This window comes from Mycobacterium sp. (assembly GCF_049673265.1).
Classification (GTDB): Bacteria; Actinomycetota; Actinomycetes; order Mycobacteriales; family Mycobacteriaceae; genus Mycobacterium.
On the sequence record NZ_JBATXN010000617.1, the window covers coordinates 1 to 1,733 of the forward strand.

The 1,733-nt window shown below is 63.8% G+C and carries 2 protein-coding genes; both read right to left on the reverse strand.

What is annotated here, in order from left to right; all coding sequences use genetic code 11:
• Positions 1–84 precede the first annotated feature (84 nt).
• Positions 85–378: a hypothetical protein gene (locus WBF82_RS20825; RefSeq protein WP_424080593.1), complete on the reverse strand. Its 294-nt coding sequence runs from the start codon at positions 376–378 to the stop codon at positions 85–87.
• Positions 375–1,619 carry an anion permease gene (locus WBF82_RS20830; RefSeq protein WP_424080594.1) on the reverse strand — a complete coding sequence of 415 codons (1,245 nt, stop codon included), beginning with the start codon at positions 1,617–1,619 and terminating at the stop codon, positions 375–377. Before WBF82_RS20830 ends, WBF82_RS20825 begins: the two co-directional genes overlap by 4 nt.
• Between the last annotated feature and the right edge of the window lie 114 nt (positions 1,620–1,733).

The following is a 1,733-nucleotide window of genomic DNA, read 5'->3' on the forward strand; positions in this document are numbered from 1 at the left end:
CGATCGAGGTGAGGAATCGGTTCACACTGCCTCAACTTCCCCCGCACGGCCTTGTTAAGCCTGAACAGCGAACGAATTTTGATGTTACGCGGGTTTGGCTCCCAGGATGTACCAGCCGGTGTGGGCCCCGAGGAAGTCCCGGGCGATGTACAACACACCGAGCGCGACGAAGAACAGCGCCAATGCGTACAACGCCCAGCTGAGCGCGGTCAGCGCCGAATTCTTTGGCCACACGGCGGCATCGTCGTTGGCTGCGAGACCGGCGCCTACGGAGCCCGCCCTGACTGCGAGTGCGAACAGCGCAGGCATCCCGCTACCGAGGAGCAACCCGAAGATCAGGATCTTCAGCGAAGCCTCGTAGTTGAACCAGTGGCTCATTGCATGCCTACTTTCTTGGGTGGGGCGCTGTGCACTGCATCGGAAACCGCGCCGTTCCCGGCAGGGACTCCCGCGCCGACGGGGACCGAGGTTTGATCGATTTCGTCCAGCCCGGTGGTCAGGTCGCCCTTCCACTCAGCGTTGACGTTCGTGTGGTCGACCTTCGTCTTGCGCGAGCGCAGGTAGATCGCCGAGGCCACCGCCACCAGCAGCGCGAAGCCAATGATCGCGCCGGCGAAGCCACCGATACCGTGTGTCACCCAGTAGGTTATGGCGCCGACCAGACCGGCCGACGGCAGCGTGATCAGCCAGGCGGTCGCCATCCGGCCGGCAACGCCCCAGCGCACCTCCGCACCGGGCTTGCCGACCCCGCTGCCGAGCACGGATCCGGTTACCACCTGTGTGGTGGACAGGGCGTACCCGAAGTGAGCGGACAGCAGAATGATTACCGCAGAAGATGATTCGGCGGCCATGCCCTGTGGCGACTTGATTTCGACGAGTCCCTTACCCATGGTGCGGATGATTCGCCAGCCGCCGAAGTAGGTGCCCAACGCCATCGCCGTTGCACAGGCCAAAATGACCCAGAACGGGGGCAAGGCGGCGGTCCTGCTGACCGCACCGTAGGAGATCAGCGCCAGGAAGATGATGCCCATCGTTTTCTGCGCGTCGTTGGTGCCGTGTGCCAGCGAGACCAGCGACGCCGAGAAGATCTGGCCGCGGCGGAAAGCGGCCTCGCTGCGCTGCTCCGGGACGCCGCGATTGAGCCGGTAGACCAGAAAGGTGCCGATCGCGCCGACCAGGCCGGCCAACGCCACCGACACCAGGGCCGGGATGAGCACCCTGGACACCACGCCGGTCCAGATAACCCCGTGTCCGCCGACCGCGGCGATCATCGCGCCGACCATCCCGCCGACCAGGGCGTGCGACGAACTCGACGGGATACCCAGCAGCCAGGTCAGCAGGTTCCAGACGATCCCGCCGACGAGACCGGCGAAGACCAGGTCGAGGGTCACCAGATGACCGTTGATCAGATCCTTGGCGATCGTCGCCGCGACGGCGGTGGACAGGAATGCGCCGAGCAGGTTCAGCACCGCTGAGAGCGTTACCGCGGCTTTCGGCTTGAGTGCGCCGCTGGCGATGGAGGTGGCCATGGCGTTGCCGGTGTCATGAAACCCGTTCGTGAAATCGAATGCGAGGGCGGTGATCACGACGATGATCAGAAGGAACAACTGAAGGTTCACGGCGCTAATTCTGATGGTATGAGGGCGCGGTTGTCGAAAGAACGAGGCTTGGAAACGCAGGTATATTTCACTCGTCGTCAGATGTTCGCTTGGGGTTAACCTGCGGCCTTGGGA

Bases quoted from the DNA above. Each gene is read 5' to 3' on its own strand.
- WBF82_RS20825 (WP_424080593.1), bottom strand. From the start codon at position 378: ATGAGCCACTGGTTCAACTACGAGGCTTCGCTGAAGATCCTGATCTTC.